Source organism: Pseudoxanthomonas sp. F11 (assembly GCF_037046485.1).
Taxonomy (GTDB): Bacteria; Pseudomonadota; Gammaproteobacteria; order Xanthomonadales; family Xanthomonadaceae; genus Pseudoxanthomonas_A.
The window spans coordinates 942,978-960,705 of sequence record NZ_JBANLZ010000001.1 but is presented as its reverse complement, the minus strand read 5'-3'; the positions used below and the strand labels follow the sequence as shown (position 1 = coordinate 960,705).

The 17,728-nt window shown below is 65.2% G+C and carries 18 protein-coding genes and 1 tRNA gene; 18 read left to right on the top strand and 1 reads right to left on the bottom strand.

The window, feature by feature from the left end; genetic code table 11:
• The first annotated feature begins 137 nt into the window (after positions 1-137).
• The 6 genes from rplM to maiA all read left to right on the top strand — a co-directional run bounded on the left by rplM (position 138) and on the right by maiA (position 3,693).
• Entirely contained in the window at positions 138-566 is a 429-nt protein-coding gene (gene rplM / locus V8246_RS04675; protein ID WP_055936916.1) for a 50S ribosomal protein L13, read from the top strand.
• A gap of 2 nt (positions 567-568) precedes the next feature.
• Positions 569-961, top strand: a complete 393-nt coding sequence (gene rpsI, locus V8246_RS04670; RefSeq protein ID WP_298152147.1) for a 30S ribosomal protein S9 — start codon at positions 569-571, stop codon at positions 959-961.
• A gap of 33 nt (positions 962-994) precedes the next feature.
• A tRNA-Gln gene (locus V8246_RS04665) sits at positions 995-1,069 on the top strand.
• A 76-nt stretch (positions 1,070-1,145) separates the two neighbouring features.
• Positions 1,146-1,883, top strand: a complete 738-nt coding sequence (locus V8246_RS04660; protein WP_336188114.1) for a 2OG-Fe dioxygenase family protein — start codon at positions 1,146-1,148, stop codon at positions 1,881-1,883.
• Between the two features lie 62 nt (positions 1,884-1,945).
• Positions 1,946-2,935: a fumarylacetoacetate hydrolase family protein gene (locus V8246_RS04655; RefSeq protein ID WP_336188113.1), complete on the top strand. Its 990-nt coding sequence runs from the start codon at positions 1,946-1,948 to the stop codon at positions 2,933-2,935.
• A 98-nt stretch (positions 2,936-3,033) separates the two neighbouring features.
• A complete protein-coding gene (maiA, locus tag V8246_RS04650; protein ID WP_336188112.1) occupies positions 3,034-3,693 on the top strand; it encodes a maleylacetoacetate isomerase in 660 nt (219 codons plus the stop codon).
• Between the two features lie 47 nt (positions 3,694-3,740).
• Here maiA and V8246_RS04645 read toward each other — a convergent pair whose 3' ends face one another.
• Positions 3,741-4,877, bottom strand: a complete 1,137-nt coding sequence (locus tag V8246_RS04645) for a PilT/PilU family type 4a pilus ATPase (RefSeq protein ID WP_185895184.1) — start codon at positions 4,875-4,877, stop codon at positions 3,741-3,743.
• 95 nt (positions 4,878-4,972) lie between these two features.
• Between V8246_RS04645 and V8246_RS04640 the strand changes: the two genes are divergently transcribed.
• The 12 genes from V8246_RS04640 (at position 4,973) to V8246_RS04585 (ending at position 17,718) form a co-directional block, all read left to right on the top strand.
• Positions 4,973-5,368 (top strand): DUF4398 domain-containing protein, encoded by a 396-nt coding sequence (locus tag V8246_RS04640; protein ID WP_336188111.1) that lies wholly within the window; start codon positions 4,973-4,975, stop codon positions 5,366-5,368.
• A complete protein-coding gene (locus tag V8246_RS04635) occupies positions 5,365-6,252 on the top strand; it encodes an OmpA family protein (RefSeq protein WP_336188110.1) in 888 nt (295 codons plus the stop codon). The genes V8246_RS04640 and V8246_RS04635 overlap by 4 nt, the downstream gene beginning before the upstream one ends.
• Positions 6,253-6,609: 357 nt before the next feature.
• Positions 6,610-6,828, top strand: a complete 219-nt coding sequence (locus V8246_RS04630; protein ID WP_162110524.1) for a YdcH family protein — start codon at positions 6,610-6,612, stop codon at positions 6,826-6,828.
• 115 nt (positions 6,829-6,943) lie between these two features.
• On the top strand, positions 6,944-8,314 hold the full coding sequence (locus V8246_RS04625) for a pyridoxal-phosphate dependent enzyme (RefSeq protein WP_336188109.1): 1,371 nt from the start codon (positions 6,944-6,946) through the stop codon (positions 8,312-8,314).
• 99 nt (positions 8,315-8,413) lie between these two features.
• Entirely contained in the window at positions 8,414-9,601 is a 1,188-nt protein-coding gene (locus tag V8246_RS04620; protein WP_336188108.1) for a cystathionine gamma-synthase, read from the top strand.
• A gap of 79 nt (positions 9,602-9,680) precedes the next feature.
• Positions 9,681-11,042 (top strand): glycosyltransferase, encoded by a 1,362-nt coding sequence (locus V8246_RS04615; protein WP_336188107.1) that lies wholly within the window; start codon positions 9,681-9,683, stop codon positions 11,040-11,042.
• Between the two features lie 15 nt (positions 11,043-11,057).
• Positions 11,058-11,852 carry an ABC transporter permease gene (locus V8246_RS04610; protein WP_336188106.1) on the top strand — a complete coding sequence of 265 codons (795 nt, stop codon included), beginning with the start codon at positions 11,058-11,060 and terminating at the stop codon, positions 11,850-11,852.
• Positions 11,849-13,108 (top strand): ABC transporter ATP-binding protein, encoded by a 1,260-nt coding sequence (locus V8246_RS04605; protein WP_336188105.1) that lies wholly within the window; start codon positions 11,849-11,851, stop codon positions 13,106-13,108. The genes V8246_RS04610 and V8246_RS04605 overlap by 4 nt, the downstream gene beginning before the upstream one ends.
• 48 nt (positions 13,109-13,156) lie before the next feature.
• Entirely contained in the window at positions 13,157-14,812 is a 1,656-nt protein-coding gene (locus tag V8246_RS04600; RefSeq protein ID WP_336188104.1) for a methyltransferase domain-containing protein, read from the top strand.
• A complete protein-coding gene (locus V8246_RS04595; protein WP_336188103.1) occupies positions 14,805-15,722 on the top strand; it encodes a GDP-mannose 4,6-dehydratase in 918 nt (305 codons plus the stop codon). Before V8246_RS04600 ends, V8246_RS04595 begins: the two co-directional genes overlap by 8 nt.
• Complete coding sequence (locus V8246_RS04590; RefSeq protein WP_336188102.1) at positions 15,719-16,690, top strand: GDP-mannose 4,6-dehydratase; 972 nt, start codon at positions 15,719-15,721, stop codon at positions 16,688-16,690. Before V8246_RS04595 ends, V8246_RS04590 begins: the two co-directional genes overlap by 4 nt.
• A complete protein-coding gene (locus tag V8246_RS04585) occupies positions 16,687-17,718 on the top strand; it encodes a glycosyltransferase family 4 protein (protein WP_336188101.1) in 1,032 nt (343 codons plus the stop codon). Before V8246_RS04590 ends, V8246_RS04585 begins: the two co-directional genes overlap by 4 nt.
• The last annotated feature ends 10 nt before the right edge of the window (positions 17,719-17,728 follow it).

Sequence of the window (17,728 nt, the reverse complement as noted above, 5' to 3'; positions counted from 1 at the left end):
GGGTCGGGCAGCCCCGGGTTGCGCACTGCGGCAAGGCCCCGTACAATCCCGCCTCTTCCGTTTCACCCTTCACAACGCGTGGCAAAGTTCCGCCCGGGAAACCGCGGAATCCGCCCGACCATCTACACGAGATCCACATGAGCACCTTCACCGCCAAGTCCGAGACCGTCCAGCGCGACTGGTACGTCGTCGACGCAGCAGGCAAGACCCTGGGTCGCCTGTCCACCGAGCTGGCCCGCCGCCTCCGCGGCAAGCACAAGCCCGTCTATACCCCTCACGTTGATACCGGCGACTACCTGGTCGTGATCAATGCCGAGAAGATCCACGTCACCGGCAACAAGCTGGCCGACAAGAAGTACCACCGCTTCACCGGCTACATCGGCAACCTGAAGACCGAGACGCTGGCCCAGGCGCTGGAGCGCCATCCGGAGCGCGTCATCGAGACCGCCGTGAAGGGCATGCTGCCGAAGGGCCCGCTGGGCCGCGACATGTATCGCAAGCTCAAGGTCTACGCCGGCCCGAATCATCCGCACGCCGCTCAGCAGCCGCAGGTCCTGGACATCTAATCATGGCTATCACTCAGAACTACGGCACCGGCCGTCGCAAGTCCTCCACCGCCCGCGTGTTCCTGCGCAAGGGCACCGGCAACATCACGGTTAATGGTCGTCCGCTGGACGAGTTCTTCGGCCGTGAGACCGGCCGCATGATCGTGCGCCAGCCGCTGGAGCTGACCAAGAACACCGAGAGCTTCGACATCACCGTGACCACCACCGGTGGCGGCATCACCGGCCAGGCCGGCGCCATCCGCCTGGGCATCGCCCGCGCACTGGTGGAGTACGACGAGTCGCTGAAGTCGGAACTGCGCAAGGCCGGCTTCATGACCCGCGACGCCCGCGAGGTCGAGCGCAAGAAGGTCGGTCTGCACAAGGCCCGTCGCGCCACCCAGTTCTCCAAGCGCTAACAGACGCGCTACACTACGCGTCACTGGTTACACAGCCCCGTCGCCAAGCGGTAAGGCACCTGACTCTGACTCAGGCATTCGGTGGTTCGAATCCATCCGGGGCTGCCAACTTGAAGTCCACTGGACATCCGCAAAAGCCCGCCTCTGGCGGGTTTTTGCGTTGAGGGATCTGCCGATGGTCGCGATGTTCCCACCTCCCTTCTGCCCGGTCGCCGACGCGCTGCCCCGCATGCGCGCGCGCGGCTATGCCGTGCTCGCGCCGACGGACATGGCGCAGGGTACCGGCACCGACTTGGCCGGTCTGGCGCTGCTGGTCCCCAGCTGGGACCGCCTGGAGGCCGACGGCTACCTGAAGGACGGCGGGCGTTACCGTCGCCGGCGGCACGCCTGCTTCGTGGTGGAGGGCGACGACGTCCGCCGGGCGCCGCACCGTGCGCATTGGCAGTCGCTGGACTACAACGCCCTGCACGGTGGCATGCAGCGCTGGTTCGAACCGATCGAGCCGGCCGTGGCCGAGGCGCCCGCCTGGCGCCAGTTGCTGGTCGGCCTGGCGCGCTGGTGCTCCGCACTGAAGGGTGAGCGTGCCTGGTACGTGGAAGCGCACCAGTTCCGCATCGACACCACCGACGGTATCGGCCGGCCGACGCCGGAGGGCGCCCACCGCGACGGCGTGGATTTCGTGGCCGTGCTGCTGGTGGGCCGGACCGGCATCAAGGGCGGCGAGACCCGGGTGTTCGAGGCGTCCGGACCGGACGGGCAGCGCTTCACCCTGGAGGTCCCGTGGTCGCTGCTGTTCCTGGACGATGAACGCGTCATTCACGAGTCCACGCCGATCCAGCCGCTGGACGCCACCGGCCACCGGGATACGCTGGTGCTGACATTCCGGTCCGGGGGCTTCCAGGGCGACGACGAAGTCGGCTGAATCCGGATCGGATTCGTTACAATTGAAACGAAGGCGCGCGTGCGCGGTTGACTGGAGTTCCGATGAAGCTGGGTTCCCTGAAGGAAGGCGGTCGTGACGGCACCCTGATCGTGGTGTCGCGGGACCTGACGCGGGCCGTGCGCGCCACCGGCATCGCGCCGACCCTGCAGCGCGCGCTGGAGGACTGGAGCAACACGGCGCCACGCCTCAACGCGTTGTACGAAGCGCTGAACGCCGGCGATGCCGATGGCGCCTTCGACATGGACGCCCAGGCCATGGCGGCGCCGTTGCCGCGCGCCTACGAATTCGTCGACGGCAGCGCCTACCTGCCGCATGTCGAGCGCGTGCGCCGTGCGCGCAATGCGGAAGTGCCGGCGAGCTTCTACACCGATCCGCTGATGTACCAGGCCACCAGCGCGGCCTTCCTGGGCCCGCGCGATCCGGTCAAGGTGGTCAGTGAGGACTACGGGATCGATCTGGAGGCGGAAATCGTGGTCGTCACCGACGACGTGCCGATGGCCGTCACCCCCGCACAGGCGGCCGCCCACATCCAGCTCATCGGCCTGGTCAACGACGTGTCGCTGCGCAACCTCATCCCGGCCGAGCTGGCCAAGGGGTTCGGTTTCCTGCAGTCCAAGCCGCGCTCGGCGCTGTCGCCGGTATTCGTGACGCCGGACGAGCTGGACGATGCGTGGAAGGATAACAAGGTGCACCTGCCTCTGGTGACGCACATCAACGGCGAGTGGTTCGGTGCGCCGGAAGCCGGCGTGGACATGCAGTTCGACTTCGCCCAGCTAGTGGCGCACGCGGCCAAGACCCGCCCGCTGTCGGCCGGCACGCTGGTCGGGTCCGGCACCATCGCCAACGAGGATGTGTCCAAGGGCGCCTCCTGCTTCGCCGAGAAGCGCACGGTGGAGACGCTGCGGGACGGCAAGCCGTCCACCCCCTTCATGAAATACGGCGATGTGGTCCACATCGAAATGAAGGATCGTGACGGTCGTTCCATTTTCGGCGTGATCGAGCAGCGGATCGAACCGCAGCCCTTGCCTTGATGACCCGCGCGGGCCCAGTGTGACTAGAGGACGGAGCGGAACCGGCATGGACGCGGATTTCTGGCACTGGAAGGGGCATTCCGCAAGGGGCGGTCTGCATGGCTGAGCAACTGCGGCTGTATTCCTACTGGCGCTCAAGCGCCGCTTACCGCGTGCGCATCGGGCTGAACCTCAAGGGTCTGGCGTTCGAGACGCTGCCCGTACACCTGGTCCGCGACGGCGGACAGCAGCACGCGGCCGGGTACGTGGCCAAGAACCCCCAGCACATGGTGCCCACGTTGCAGCATGGCGAGCGCGTGATCCGCCAGTCGCTGGCCATCCTGGAGTATCTGGACGAGGCTTGGCCGTCGCCGCGCCTGCTGCCCATGACGGCACGCGACCGTGCGCGCGTGCGCGCGCTGGCGCAGATGGTGGCGTGCGACATCCATCCGCTCAACAACCTGCGCGTGCTGCAGTATTTCGAAGGCACCTGGAACGTGCCCCAGGCCGAGCGCGAGGACTGGGTCAAGCACTGGATCGTCGAGGGCTTCACCGCCATCGAGACCCTGCTGGCCGAGGATGCGGCGACCGGCGTGTACTGTCACGGCCAGACGCCGGGATTGGCCGACTGCTGCCTGGTACCGCAGGTCTTCAACGCGCGCCGCTTCGGCGTGGACATGGCGGCGTTCCCCACGCTCCTGCGCATCGAGCAGGCCTGCCTGGCCTTGCCGGCCTTCGATCAGGCGCGTCCCGAGAACCAGCCCGACGCCAACGCCTGAGGGAACGGACGGACGACCGCCCACCGTGGTGCGTGAGCGCCGCGCTGTCAGCCGAAGCCGTGGGTGATGCGGGGCGAGGCGCTGCCGGTGTCGTAGTCGGCGTAGGGGTCGTGCTCGCCCTTGCTGCCCTCGGACAGGCGGAACTTCAAGGCCAGGCCGTCGCGCGAGTCGGCCGCGCGCAGCGCTTCCTCCTGCTCGATCAGTCCTTCCTTCACCATCCGGAACAGGCACTGGTCGAAGGACTCCATGCCTTCCTCCAGCGACTCCTCCATGGCGGCCTTGATCTCGTGCACCTGCCCGCGACGCAGCAGGTCGCGGATCATCGGCGTGTTGATCAGTACCTCGGCCGCGGGCAGGCGGCGGCCGTCGACGCCTTTCACCAGGCGCTGCGAGACCACCGCACGCAGGTTCAGCGCCAGGTTCATCAGTACGTTCTTGTGCGCGCTCTCGGGGAAGAAGTTGAGGATGCGCTCGATGGTCTGGTCGGCGTTGTTGGAGTGCAGCGTCGCCAGGCACAAATGGCCGGTCTCGGCGAAGGCGATGGCCGCTTCCATGGTGGTGGCGTCCAGGATCTCGCCGATCAGGATGACGTCCGGCGCCTCGCGCATCGCGTTCTTCAGCGCGTTGTGGAAGGCATGGGTGTCCAGGCCCACTTCGCGCTGATTGACGATGGACTGCTTGTGCCGGTGCAGGTACTCGATCGGATCCTCGATGGTGAGGATATGGCCGGTGCTGGTGGTGTTGCGGTAGTCGATCATCGAGGCCAGCGACGTCGACTTGCCCGAACCGGTGGACCCCACGATCAGCACCAGGCCGCGCGGCGTCATGATGATGTCCTTCAACACCGGCGGCAGGTTCAGCTCTTCGATGCTGGGAATCACGCTGCGGATGGCACGGATGACCATGCCCACCTCGCCGCGCTGCTTGAACACGTTGACGCGGAAGCGGCCGGCGTCCTGCAGGGCGATCGCCATGTTCAGCTCCAACTCGCGCTCGAACACGGGCACCTGGCCCTCGTCCATCAGCGAATAGGCGATCTTCTTGACCATGCCGGGTGGCAGGCCGGTATTGCCCAAGGGGTACAGCTTGCCCTCGATCTTGATGTAGACCGGCGCCCCGGTGGTCAGGAACATGTCCGAGGCGTTCTTCTCGGTCATCAGCTTCAGGAAATAGCCGATGTCCATGTGCAAAGCTCCCCATGTTGCGTGGCACGGCGTTGCAACCGCACCAAAGGCTTCCGACAATGGCCGCGCGCACCCCTCTGAGCGACGGCACCCCAATGACAGTTAGCTTCTCATACTTCCGACGACCCCCGCATGTGATGGCGGCCGCAGTAGTGGCACTGGCCCTGTCGGCGGCGCCTGCATTCGCGCAGGCGGCGTTGACGCCCGAGCTGGAAGCCGCCGTGCGGGCCGTGCAGCGCGCCACCCAGGCCGATGCCGACCAGTACGCGCCTGCCGAACTCGCGGTGGCCCGCCAGTCGCTGGCGCACGCGCAGGCGGCTCATGCGGCGCGCGAGAAGAAGGCGGCGCTGGATCTGGCTCTGCGTGCCGCCGTCGATGCCGATCTGGCGCGTGCGCGCAGCCAGGAAGCCGTGGCGACCGCCGAGGTCGCACAGCGCAAGGCCGAGATCGCCGACCTGCAGGCCCAGCTCGGCGCGGAGGGTCGGCGATGAAGGGCCGTCCCCAGATCGTGGCCGGCCTCTTGGGCCTGGCGCTGGCCGCACAGGGCGCTGTGGCGGCCGAAAATCCCGTGGTCGTGCAGCTGAACCAACGGCTGGCCGCCCTCCAGGCCGATCCCGACCTGGCCGAATTGGCCGCCTACGAAAAACTGCAGGCCCAGCACGCCGTGGCCGCGTTCGACAAGGCACGGCGCAGCCAACGTGAAACGGCGCAGTATGTGGCCGAACGCCGCGTGCAGATCGCCGAGATCGCGGCGCGCACGCAGTCGGCGCGCCGCGAAGCCGATCGCCTGGACCGCACGCGCAGCGAACTGCTGGTGGAAGCCAGCCGCCGCGAAGCCGAGCGGGCGCGTCGCGAAGCCGAGCGCTTGCGGGTGCAGGCCCAGATCCAGGCCGAGGAAGCCGAGCGCCTGCGTCTGGCCGCAGAAGCCGAGGCACTGGCGAGACAGGAAGCGGAAACCACGCTCGACACGGTCGCCGGCCAGCAGGCCAACCGCCTGAGCGCAGCGCGGCAGCGCGAACTCAAGCTGGCCCGGGAAGAGGCCGAGCTCGTGTCCGGCGCCAAGCTGCCGGCTTCCCGGTTCGAAGCCCGGGGCGAGGTGTTCACGCTGGGGGCGGATGCCTTCGCCGGCGACTCGGCCAAGCTGTCGGCCAGCGGCGCCTCCCGTGCGAGTGCTCTGGCCGCTTACCTGCAGGCCAACCCGAAGGCGCGTGCGCGCATCGACAGCTATGGCGACAAGCAGACCCCAGGCCAGCGCCGTGCCGACGCTCTGCGCGATGCGCTGACGGCGGCGGGGGTGGCGAAATCGAGGCTGCAGAGCAGCGGCAAGGGCACCGGCAGCAAGGCCCGCGCGCTGGATGTGATCGTCACGCACTGATTTTTCCTTGAAAATCAAAAGGATGAATGAAGCTCTGGCGCTTTGGGCGGGCCGAACTGAACGCCAGCGGTGTCAGGCACCCTCATAGGGGTCAACAGGTTGCGATGGGTCTTGCCCGCCCCGGAGGGGAGGAGTAGGGTCGTATATCCAAGCGGCCCCCGTCGCTTGGCTCACCGGAGAACCGACCCGATGACGCCTGTTCCCATTCCACCGGAGACCGCCGCTGGCAAGCAGATGGCCGCGGGCATTCCGGTGGAGGGTGCCCGCGCTGCTGGTCAGGTCCTCCGCTCCCAAGCCAACGCCCCGTGCCTGTAAAGGCCGGGGCGTTTGTATTTCCGCTGAAGGAGGTAAACGATCATGTTCGAAGGTCAACCGCAGGCCGAAATCGAAGCACTCATCAAGGCCGATCCGGAGTTCAAGCAGCTGTACCAGCGCCATCGCGAGCTCGACAAGAAGGTCACCGACGCCGAACTGGGCGTCCTGCCCATCGACGACAACCTGCTGGGCCAGATGAAGCGCGAGAAGCTGCACGCCAAGGAGCGACTGCTCCGGATCTACGACGCCAAGCCCCACTGACGCCTCCCCCGCGCTTTCTCGTCGCGGGCGGCGACGGCCTCCTCGTCGGCCGTCGCCGTCCGCGTCACCCAGATGCGATAATCCGGGTCACGTTCCGCACCGGATGCACGGCCGCATGGCGATCCACTCCTCCGTACTCGAGCTGATCGGCGATACGCCGATCGTCCAGGCCAGGCGCCTCGACACCGGGCTCTGCACCCTCTATCTGAAGCTCGAAAGCGCCAATCCAGGCGGTTCCATCAAGGACCGCATCGGCATGTCGATGATCGAGGCGGCCGAGAAGCGGGGCGACCTGAAGCCCGGTGCCACGCTGGTGGAGGGCACGGCCGGCAACACGGGCATCGGCCTGGCGCTGGTAGCCCAGCAGAAGGGCTACAAACTGATCCTCGTGGTCCCGGACAAGATGAGCCGGGAGAAGATCTTCAACCTGAAGGCCATGGGTGCCGAGGTCATCCTGACCCGCTCGGACGTGGCCAAGGGCCACCCCGAGTACTACCAGGACCTGGCCGAGCGCATCGCGCGTGAGACGCCCGGGGCCTACTTCATCAACCAGTTCGGCAACCCGGACAACCCGGCCGCGCATGAGTTCGGCACCGGGCCGGAAATCCTGCGCCAGATGGAAGGGCAGCTGGACGCCATCGTCTTCGGCTGCGGCAGCTCCGGCACCATGACCGGCCTGTCGCGCTGCTTCGCGCAGCACTCGCCGCAGACCGAGATGATCCTCGCCGACCCCGTGGGTTCCATCCTCACCCAGTACATCAATGAAGGCACGCTCAGCACGAAGTCGGGCAGCTGGCTGGTGGAAGGCATCGGCGAAGACTTCCTGCCGCAGATCTCGGACTTCAGTCGGGTCAAGAAGGCCTATGCGATCAGCGATCGCGAGAGCTTCCTGACGGCACGCGAGTTGCTGGCGAAGGAAGGCATCCTGGGTGGTTCGTCCACGGGTACGCTGCTGGCAGCGGCGTTGAAGTACTGCCGCGAGCAGACCGAGCCCAAGAAGGTGCTGGTATTCGTTTGCGACACCGGCAACAAGTACCTGTCGAAGATGTACAACGACTACTGGATGCTGGACAACGGCTTCATCGACCGGCCCCAGTACGGCGACCTGCGCGACCTCATCCTGCGCCCGTGCAGCCAGCGCGACACGGTGGTGGTCAGCCCCACCGACCTGCTGACCACGGCCTACCAGCGCATGAAACTGTACGACGTGTCGCAGCTGCCGGTGATGGAAGGCGACCGGCTGGTCGGCATCGTCGATGAGAGCGACGTGCTGCTGCACGTGTACGGCGACGAGACCCGCTTCCGCGATCCGGTCGCCACGGCCATGGTCAGCAAGCTGGACCGGCTGGACGTGCGCTCCCCGATCGAGGCCCTGCTGCCGGTCTTCGACCGCGGCCAAGTGGCCATCATCACCGACGGGGATGCCTTCCTGGGGCTGATCACGCGTATCGACCTGTTGAATTATCTGCGACGCCGCGCACAGTAGCCGGCAGACTCCGGCCGCCCACAGGGGAGGACCGCCGGACATGGACGATATGTTAAGACTCGGCCGGTAGAATGGCCGGCTGATTCAAGGAACCCGAACATGGCGACACATTCATCCCCTTCCGGTGGGGACGCGGGCGATCTCGCACTGGGTACGCTGGCCATCCATGGTGGCCAGGCGCCCGATCCCACCACGGGCGCAGTCATGCCCCCGATCTACGCCACGTCCACGTACGCCCAGAGCAGTCCGGGCGTTCACCAGGGCTTCGAGTACTCGCGCACGCACAATCCCACGCGTTTCGCCTACGAGCGTTGCGTGGCGGCGCTGGAAGGCGGCAGCCGCGGCTTCGCTTTCGCGTCCGGCATGGCGGCCACCTCGACGATCCTGGAGTTGCTGGACAGCGGCAGCCACGTCGTGGCGATGGACGACCTGTACGGCGGCAGCTATCGCCTGTTCGAGCGCGTGCGTCGACGCACGGCCGGGCTGGACTTCAGCTTCGTCGACATGACCGACCTTGCGGCGTTCGAGTCCTCCATCCGTCCGGAAACGCGACTGGTGTGGGTGGAGACGCCCACCAACCCCATGCTGAAGATCGTCGACATCGCCGCCATCTGCGATATCGCGCACAAGCGCGGCCTGCGCGTGGTCGTCGACAACACCTTCGCCTCGCCCATCCTGCAGCGCCCGCTGGCGCTGGGCGCCGACATCGTCATGCATTCGGCCACCAAGTACCTCAACGGCCACTCCGACATGGTCGGTGGCATGGTGGTGGTGGGTGACGACACGGAACTGGCCGAGCAGATGGCCTTCCTGCAGAACTCCATCGGCGCTGTCCAGGGACCCTTCGACAGCTTCCTCGCCCTGCGTGGGCTGAAGACCCTGCACCTGCGCATGAAGGCGCACTGCGAGAACGCGCTCGCCCTGGCGCAGTGGCTGGAAACGCACCCCGCAATCGAGAAGGTCATCTACCCCGGCCTGACATCGCACCCGCAGCACGCACTGGCGACCCGCCAGATGCAGGGCTACGGCGGCATCATCTCCATCGTGCTCAAGGGCGGCTTCGACGCCGCGCGCACGTTCTGCGAGAACACGAAGCTGTTCACCCTGGCCGAATCGCTGGGTGGGGTGGAGAGCCTGGTCAATCACCCGGCGGTGATGACGCATGCGTCGGTGCCGGTGGAGCGTAGGGAGAAGCTGGGGATTACCGACGGGCTGGTGCGGTTGAGCGTGGGGGTGGAGGTCATCGGTGACCTGCGCGCGGACGTGCTGGCGGCCCTCGCCGGATGAGCGATGAGCCCGCCAAGCCGAAGTACTGTCGCCCGCAATGAGGCCCATGCCTTCTTTCGCGACTCGGAGCTTCCTTCTCATGAACCTGTCCGCGTGGGGACGCAGGCAGGGATGGCTGCAGGCCGTGTACCGCTGGCTTCCCGGGTCATGGCGCGCGCGCGTGGCGTCGAGCATTGCGTCGTCGACGCGCGAACGCCTGCGCTTCCCGAATGCGGAAAGCTGGCCCCCGGTGCGGCCGTCGGTCGTTGCGGGCGCTGATCGCAGTGCCGGACCCAGGGATCCGGGACTGCCATCAGCCGGGGTCAACCTCTTTGGCTACATGCGGGGCCAGTTCGGGCTCGCCGAAAGCGCGCGGCTTTATGCGCGCGCATTGCTGGATAGCGGTGCAGACGTTTCCATTGTCGACATCGATCTGGGCCTCCCGCATGGATGGGAAGACAGGAGCCTGGAGCCCTTCATCGGCGACGAGGCCCCGCACCGCATCAGCATCATCTTCGTGAATCCGGATTATCTGGACGAAGCGTTCGCCAAGATCGGGCGAGCACGTCTGGCAGGACAGCACGTGATCGGCTGTTGGTTCTGGGAACTGGAGGACATTCCAGCCGAGTGGATCCCACATCTGGATGACGTGGACGAGATCATGGTGGCCTCGACCTTCGTCGAGCGGGCATTCCGCAAGGTCACCAGCAAGCCCGTCCTGCTGGTGCCCTTGCCGTTAGGTCCCCTCGCTCCGGCTAGCCTGGACCGCTCCCATTTCGGGTTGCCCGAGCATGCGTTCGTGTTCCTGTGTACTTTCGATTTCCACTCATGGCTGGAGCGCAAGAATCCCTTCGCGGTCTTAGAGGCCTTCAAGAAGGCGTTCCCGAAAGATCGCGAAGATGTCTTCCTGCTGGTGAAGACGAGCAACGGGCACCAGTACGGCGATACGCTCCTGAACCTGTTGAGCGCCGTAGCGGACGACCGCCGCATCCTCATACGCGACCAGATCATGGATGCCGGCCACCTGCAGGATCTGCAACGCTGCTGCGATGCGTACATCTCGCTTCATCGCGCGGAGGGATTCGGCCTTGGGCTGGCCGAATGCATGGCGTTGGGAAAGCCCGTCGTCGCGACGGGTTGGTCGGGCAACATGGAATTCATGACGACCGACAACAGCAGGCTGGTTGATTACACCTTGGTGCCCGTCCTGGAAGGCCAATATCCCCATGTCGCCGGAGCGATGTGGGCCGAGGCGGATGTGGGCATGGCCGCAGTGCACATGCGCGAACTGGCGAATGATCGGGGCGCCGCGGCGCAGTTGGGCGAGCGTGGGCGACAGGCCGTGCTCAGTGCGCTTGCGCCCCAGCGGGCGGCGGAACGAATCATGCGGCGCTGCGCAGAGATACTGGCGGTAGGCATGCCCCCGCCGCTTCCCGGCCCAACGCCCCGTCGAAACCAATGAATACGTGAGGCTCCAATGATTTCCCTGCTCGCCCCGGTCTGGCGGTACCGCGGATTCGTCGGCTCGTCTATCGTCAATGATCTGAAGCTGCGCGTCGCGCGCAGCCGACTCGGTTCGTTGTGGATCGTCCTGCAGCCGCTGGCCCAGGCGGTGGTATACGCCATCGTGTTGTCGAATGTGCTGGCGGCGAAGATTCCCGGCATCGACAACAAGTATTCCTTCGCGATCTATCTCTTGTCGGGAACGCTGTGCTGGTCGATCTTTGCCGAGATCGTCCAGCGATCCCTCACCGTATTCATCGACAACGGATCGTTGCTGAAGAAGATGCAGTTTCCGCGCATTTGTCTTCCTGTAATCGTGGTGGGTTCGGCGCTCGTCAATAACCTCGTGCTGCTCGCTGTCGTGATGGTCATCGTTCCCGTATTGGGAGTGACGCCGACCGTAAACCTGCTTTGGATCCCGGTGCTTCTTGCGATCGTGATAGCGTTGGCGAGCGGCATCGGCCTCCTGCTCGGCACCTTGAATGTGTTCGCGCGCGACGTCGGGCAGGTAATGGCGGTCGTCTTGCAGTTCTGGTTCTGGCTGACACCCATCGTGTATCCGGCCAACATCGTCCCGGAGGGTTTCAGGGCGGTGCTTTGGGCGAATCCGTTAACGGCTCTGGTAGAGGGCTATCACGCCGTGATCCTGTACGGGCAGCCGCCGGATATCCGCACGCTCCTGTTTCCTTTGGCTTCCGCCGTGGTGCTGCTTCTGGTGGCGCTGTTGGTGTTCCGCCGCGCTTCGCCTGAACTGGTGGATGCGTTATGAACCCATCGATCCTTTCCGTCGAGGACGTCAGCAAGTCCTACATCGTCTATTCCAGCGAACTGCAGCGATTTGCCCGTTGGTTCGGCATTCCCGTCAGGCCGACGGAGGAACACAGGATCCTGCAGCACGTTTCTTTCTGGGTGGGTGTCGGCGAGGCGGTAGGTATCGTCGGCCAGAATGGAGCCGGGAAGAGTACGTTGCTGAAGATCATCGCGGGCACAACCCGGCAGTCGTCCGGCCGCGTCGCGGCAACGGGACGCACTTCGGCCCTGTTGGAACTCGGGCTCGGGTTCAATCCCGAACTCAGCGGGCGGGAGAATGCCCGCCACGCTGCAGGGCTGATGGGCGCGTCGCAACACGAGATCGACCAGCTGATCAGCAGCATCGAGGAGTTCGCCGAGATCGGGGAGTACTTCGACCAGCCGCTCCGCACCTACTCTTCCGGCATGCAGATGCGCGTGGCTTTCAGCGTCGCGACCGCTGTGCGCCCCGACCTCCTCATCGTCGACGAGGCGCTCGCCGTCGGCGATGCTTACTTCGTCCACAAGTGCTTCAAGCGTATTCGCGAGTACCGGGCCCTCGGAACCGCGCTGCTCATAGTTTCCCACGATCCGGCTGCGATCCAGTCGTTGTGCGACCGGGCGATCCTGATCGACGGCGGACGCTTGGTTCGTGACGGCGCGCCCAGCGAGGTGCTCGATTACTACAACGCGTTGGTGGCGGCGAAGGAGAACGACAAGATCGAGACCGGACGAGACGGGGAGGGCAGGGCGGCGACTAAGTCCGGGACCGGCGAGGCTACCGTCGCAAGGTTGGAACTGCTGGATTCCGGTGCCCGGCCGGTGGAGTACATCGGGGTGGGGGATCGTGTCGCCCTTTCGGCGAGGGTTGAGGTCAGGTCCGACATCGAGCAGCTGGTCTTTGGCTACATGATCCGCGATCGCCTGGGGCAGGTGATGTTCGGTACGAACACTTTCCATACCGAGCAGGTCAGGTGCGGATTGAAGGCCGGTGACTGCATCCACTTCACGGCCAGATTCGACGCAAACCTGGGGCCGGGTACCTATTCGGTGTCCGTGGCGCTTTCCAGTACCGAGACCCATCTGGTGAAGAACTACGAGTGGCGGGACCTTGCTTTGGTGTTCACGGTCGCCAATGCCGACAGGCCCACGTTCGTCGGAAGCAACTGGCTACCGCCCGAGATCGAGATCCGGGAAGGGGCGCTGGACGGGGTTGGCCAGCTCTCCCGCGCGTAGCCCGCCCTGACGTATTGAAGTGCAGAGCCCCAAGCAGCCAGGACGAGAATGACTAGAGATAATGGACAAGCAGACCGCGGATCGATCGATGTCGATGCGCTCGTTGCCGGCATGCGCAGGGAGCTTGAGGAAGCCCCGCGCGTGGAAGCAGGGCCCGTGGATGGCAGGGACCTGCTCGCCCGCGTGCGGGCAGAACTGGCACGTCGCCGCTCCCAGGGCGAGACGGCGGTACGAGACGAGTCTAGCAGCGCGCCAGCTGTCGAGTGGGTGCCTTCACATCCCCGGATCCCGCCGAAACGCGAATATGCGCTGGCGGAGCTGACGGGCTTCGACGACGAGGACTTCGTCGCCAACGCGTACGTGGCGATCCTTCGCCGCCCGCCCGACCCGCAAGGGTTCGCGGGCGTGCTGCATGCCCTGCGGGAAGGCAAGAGCAAGGTGGAACTGCTTGGCAACATACGCTGGTCGGCGGAGGGCGTGAGCCGCGGTGTGCACGTCGACGGGCTTCTGCTGCCCTATACGCTGGTCCGTTGGGAGCAGAAGCGTTACATCGGGCCCGTCGTCGCATGGTTGCATGGACTGGCAAAGCTCGGAGTGACGGGGCGCCGGCAGAGGATCTCGGAGGCGAGGCAGGCGCGCGAAGCGCATGAACTCGGCCGCCTGTTGAACCGGTTGGCAGCGGCCGAGGCGCGGGCCAGGCGGGATGGCGCCCGCGAGATGAACCAGCTCGCCCAGCAGGTGCGCCGGGGCGAGCGTATGGCTTCGCGATACGAGGTGATTGCGAATCAGGTAACAGAGGATCTCCACAGTGCGAGGGAGGAGTCACGGCAGGAACTCCAACGTTTCGGTGAGGAGCTGTCCCAGATCAGGCGCGAGCTGGGTGAAGCAAAGACTGCCTTGGCCACCGTGCGTATGGACTTGGATGCTGCGTGTCAGCGCCTTGCCCAGGTGACCGAAATGGAACAGCAGTGGCGGGAGCAGCAAGGCATCGCCGAAGGCGCCAGGCGTTTCGCACGCGCATTGGATCCCCTGTACGCCGATTTCGAGGATGCCTTCCGCGGAGCTAGGGAAATGATCCGGTCGCGTGCCGCTCCCTATCTTGATTGGGTGCGCGAGGGCGGGGAGATCACCGCTGAAGCACCGATCCTGGATGTGGGGTGCGGGCGGGGCGAGTGGATGGAGCTGGCCCGCGACCATGGCATGCACGTCCGTGGCATCGACATCAACCGTGTGTTCATCGAGACCTGCCGCGCCGCGGGCATGGACGTCTCGGAGGGCGATGCCATCGAGGTGATGCGAGCGATGCCGGATGCCAGTATGGGGGCGGTCACATCCATGCATCTGGTGGAGCACCTGCCATTCGAATCCCTCATCCTCCTGATCGATGAGGCGTTTCGGGTCCTGCGCCCGGGCGGCGTGATCGTCCTGGAAACGCCGAACCCGGAGAATCTCTCGGTATCCAGCCATTGGTTCTTCCTCGATCCCACCCACCGCAATCCGCTGCCGCCGGTCACGCTGGCTTGGTTGGTGCGTGAGCGCGGATTCGTGGATCCACGGATCGAGCGCCTGACCGAGGCGCGCGATCTCAATGCTCCTCCGCTGTGGCCCGCGGACCAGCCTGGCGCTGAGACCGTCAACGCCGTGATCGAGCGCCTCCATGTCGCGGCGGATTACTCCATCGTAGCGAGGAAGCCCCATGCCTGAGCGTCTGCGGCTGCTGGTAACGGGCATGTCCGGGTTTGTGGGCGCTCACGTCGCCGAGGCCGTTTCACGCGGCGTTTTCGGCGGGAACGTCCAGCTCATCGGCACGCCCCCCCTCTGGGACGTGCGCGACAGCGAAGCGGTGCGTTCCTGGGTGGTCGATTCAAAGCCGGATGGGGTGATCCACCTTGCCGCGCAAAGCTTCGTGCCCCGATCCTTCGAAGCACCCGTAGAAACGTTCGACATAAATCTCGGGGGTACGCTGAACCTGCTGCAAGGCCTCAGCGCCGTGGGTTTCTGCGGACGCCTGCTCTACGTGAGTTCGGGCGACATCTATGGCCGGGTCCCGCTGGATGAGATGCCGGTAAGCGAGATCCGGATGCCCGAACCCCGTAGCCCCTACGCGGTCAGCAAATGGGCTGCCGAACAGCTGTGCCTGCAATGGCACCGCAGCGAGGGAGTCGACGTAGTCGTGGCTCGGCCGTTCAACCACGTGGGGCCCGGCCAGGACCATCGATTTGCCGTGCCTTCCATGGCGGCACAGATCATCGGATGTCTCGAGGGTCGGCAGGATGCCGTCCATGTCGGCAACATCGATGTCACCCGCGACTTCACCGACGTAAGGGACGTCGTTCGAGCGTATGCCAGCCTGCTGTCACGGGGGAAGGGCGGGCAGACCTATGTCGTGGGCAGCGGGGTGGAGCGGTCGTTGCGGTCCATCTTCAAGGACATGTGCAGGATCGCAGGCGTGGATCCGCCGCTGATCACCGATCCGGCGCGCGTCCGCTCCTCCGAACAAACCAGGATGTGCGCCGACCCCAGCCGCCTGCGGGCCGACACGGGATGGGAACCCATCATCCCGTTCGACAGGACTTTGTCCGAAATACTCAATGACGCAAGGAAAAAGCCATGAGCAAGAACGCCCTCATTACAGGTATAACAGGACAGGACGGCGCCTATTTGTCGCGGCTGCTGCTCGAAAAGGGGTACAAAGTCTACGGTCTGCTCGCCCGCCGCAGCACGAACACCTTGTGGCGCCTCCGGGAGTTGGGTATCGCGGACGAGGTCGTGCTGCTCGATGGCGACCTGGCCGACCTTTCTTCCCTGATACGGGCGATGGAAGTCTCCAAGGCCGACGAGGTATACAACCTGGGAGCCCAAAGCTTCGTGGGCTCTTCGTGGCAACAGCCGATCCTCACCGCGCAAGTGGATGGCGTGGGCGCACTGAACGTGTTGGAGGCTGTTCGCATCTGCAATCCGGCCGCGCACTTCTACCAGGCGTCAACCAGCGAGATGTTCGGCCTGATCCAGGCGGACAGGCAGGACGAGTCGACGCCGTTTTATCCTCGCAGTCCCTACGGGGTGGCCAAGTTGATGGCGCACTGGGCGACGGTCAACTACCGGGAGAGTTTCGGCATGCACGCGTCGAGCGGGATACTCTTCAACCATGAGTCGCCCCTGCGTGGAATCGAGTTCGTCACCAGGAAGGTGACCGACGCGGTGGCCCGGATCAAGCTGGGGAAGCAGAAGGAGTTGCGGATCGGCAACATCGACGCCAAGCGGGATTGGGGCTTCGCCGGAGATTACGTCGAGGCCATGTGGCTGATGATGCAGCAGGAAGGCGGTGCGGATTATGTCGTCGCGACCGGCGAGACCACCACGGTGCGCGACATGTGCGAGATCGCGTTCTCCCTCGTGGGCCTGAATGCACGCGACTACATCGTGATCGACGAGAAGTTCTTCCGGCCGGCCGAAGTGGACGTATTGCTGGGTAATCCCGCCAAGGCAAAGCGCGTCCTTGGCTGGAGTCCCAAGACCTCCCTTGTCGAGTTGATCTCGATGATGGTGGAGGCTGATCTGCGCCGCGTAGCCGCGTCATGAGCCGCTTGCGCATAGGGGTCGTCACCGCGCGTCCCGCCAGCGGGGAACAGGGCGGAGCCGAGCGCTTCTATGATGCGTTGGTCGCTGCACTGCGCGCTGCGGGGCATTCGGTTTCGGAGCTTCCGGTGCCGACAGACGAGGCGACGTTCGAGAACATCAAGCAAAGCTACGTGTACGCGTACGATCTGGATGTCTCGAATTACGACCTTGTGATTTCAACGAAGGCTCCCAGTTGGCTGGTGCGCCATCCGCGTCATGTCTGCTACCTGGTCCATACGATACGCGTGTTCTACGACATGTACGAAGATGCCTTCGGATCGGGGAGCGAGGACCAGTGCAAGCAGCGGAGCCTCGTTCATGCGCTGGACACGGGTGCGCTGTCGCCGCCGCGTTGCAAGGCGGTGTTCACCATTGGCGAGGAGGTAAGCGCGAGGTTGCGCGCCGCCAACTGCATCGAATCGGAGGTATTGCACCCACCTTTGTGGTCGGATGCGTTCTCCGCTGGCGACGCGCAGGGTTACATCCTCGTGCCGGGACGATTGCACCCGTGGAAGCGCGTGGATCTGCCGATCAGGGCAATGCGTTTGTTGCGCGATCGTGCGGTGCGCATGAAGGTCGTGGGAACCGGCGAAGCCGAGTCCGCGTTGCGCGAGATGGCGGAGGGAGACCCCAGGATCGAGTTCCTTGGCCGGGTTTCGGACGAAGAACTCCGTGCGCTCTATTCGGGAGCGAATCTCGTGGCATTCACCCCCAAGCGTGAGGATTACGGGTATATCACGCTCGAAGCATTTGCCAGCGCGAAGCCCGTCGTGACGTGCAACGATTCGGGGGAAGCCGCGAACCTGGTCAAGGATGGCCGCAATGGGCTTGTGAGCGCTCCCGGCCCGCAGGCGCTGTGCGATGCATTCGAGCGGCTGCTGGCCCAGCCACAGCAGGCTGCCGCCATGGGTAAGGCCGGCGAGGAGTGGGTCAGATCTCTTTCCTGGACACGGATTGCGGAACGGCTGGTATCCGCCGGCATGCAGTAAGAAAGAGGAC